The organism is Mesotoga sp. HF07.pep.5.2.highcov (assembly GCF_003666285.1).
Taxonomy (GTDB): domain Bacteria; phylum Thermotogota; class Thermotogae; order Petrotogales; family Kosmotogaceae; genus Mesotoga; species Mesotoga prima.
Genome location: NZ_JFHJ01000262.1, coordinates 1 through 1,280, shown reverse-complemented (window position 1 = coordinate 1,280; position 1,280 = coordinate 1). Strand labels below are relative to the sequence as shown.

At 45.0% G+C, this 1,280-nt stretch carries 2 protein-coding genes; both read left to right on the top strand.

The features are described from left to right. The coding region (locus BG32_RS05395) for a KH domain-containing protein (protein ID WP_183084292.1) at window positions 1-231 on the top strand (231 nt) is incomplete at its 5' end. A gap of 15 nt (window positions 232-246) precedes the next feature. Beyond that, window positions 247-1,280 (top strand): MFS transporter (locus tag BG32_RS05390; protein WP_259459538.1); only part of this gene is annotated, 1,034 nt, incomplete at its 3' end.

Sequence of the window (1,280 nt, the reverse complement as noted above, 5' to 3'; positions counted from 1 at the left end):
ATACTGAAAATCAGGGCAGATATAATTGTTGAGAGAAGCAGTCAGAAGCCGATAATCCTTGGTAAGGCAGGATCGATGATAAAAAAAATCGGTACCGATGCGAGGAAAGATCTTGAGTATATTTTCGATCAAAAGATTTTCCTGGATTTGTTTGTCAAAGTTAGAGAAAAATGGAGAGACAAAGATTCCATGATACAGGAGTTTACTAACCTCAAAGACGAACTTCATTAAATCGGGGTGATGCAGATGAAAAAGGGAAAGGCAGCTTTTGTCCTCTTTCTTTTGCTCTTCATGATGGTCTTTCTTAATGCTGATCAGATGGTGATGTCTCCCAACATCGGCGAAATCGAGGCGGAATTCGGAATAACTAAGGCAGATATCGGCCTTATACAAGGTTCTTTCACTATAGTGGGCGCACTGATTTCTCTTCTCTGGGGTTTTCTGGCAGACAAGTACAGCAGAAAGCTTCTGCTTCTTTTCAGTGTTCTAGTCGGTGAAATACCCTGTTTCCTCTCCGCCTTCGTACAGACTTTTCCGCAGCTCTTTCTTGCAAGGGCCCTAACTGGTATAGGCGTAGGAGCGCTCTTCCCAGTCGTTTTTTCTTACGCCGGAGATGCTTTCAAAGAGTCTCAGAGAGCAAAGGTCAATTCCTTTCTTTCTACGGCAATTTCCCTTGGAGCCATTGTGGGAATGGTAATCGCCGGATTCACAGGAACATCACTTGGCTGGAGAACACCGTTCATCATCGTATCTCTTCCAAACATTGTTCTAGCATTTCTATTCTTTGCATTTGCCGAAGAACCAAAAAGAGGAGCCGCCGAAGTTGCAGTCGGCGAACTCGTGGATCAAGGGATAAACTACATTGGAAAAGTCAGACTGTCTGACTACAAGAATCTCTTCAAGGTGAAGACCAATCTCATTCTCTTCATTCAGGGAATTCTTGGAACGATTCCCTGGGGAGCAATACCGTACTACCTTGTAAACTTCTTCGAAACCTCTAAGAATCTTTCAAAGGAATCGGCCACGTTAATATTCATTTTCTTCGGAGTCGGAAACGTACTCGGGATATTCTTCGGTGGTCTCATCGGCGGTTTGCTTTACAAGAAGAAACCTGCCTACATGCCGCTCTTCAGCGGGATAATGACTGTCATAGGGACATTTGTTGCTCTATTGGCTCTGAACTTCCCACCTATCGAGGGAGCAGGCGGATTTGTGATGCTGGGAGCCCTGGGCATGGTAGCCGCAGCCTCCGCTTCAATGACAGGACCAAACATGAAGAC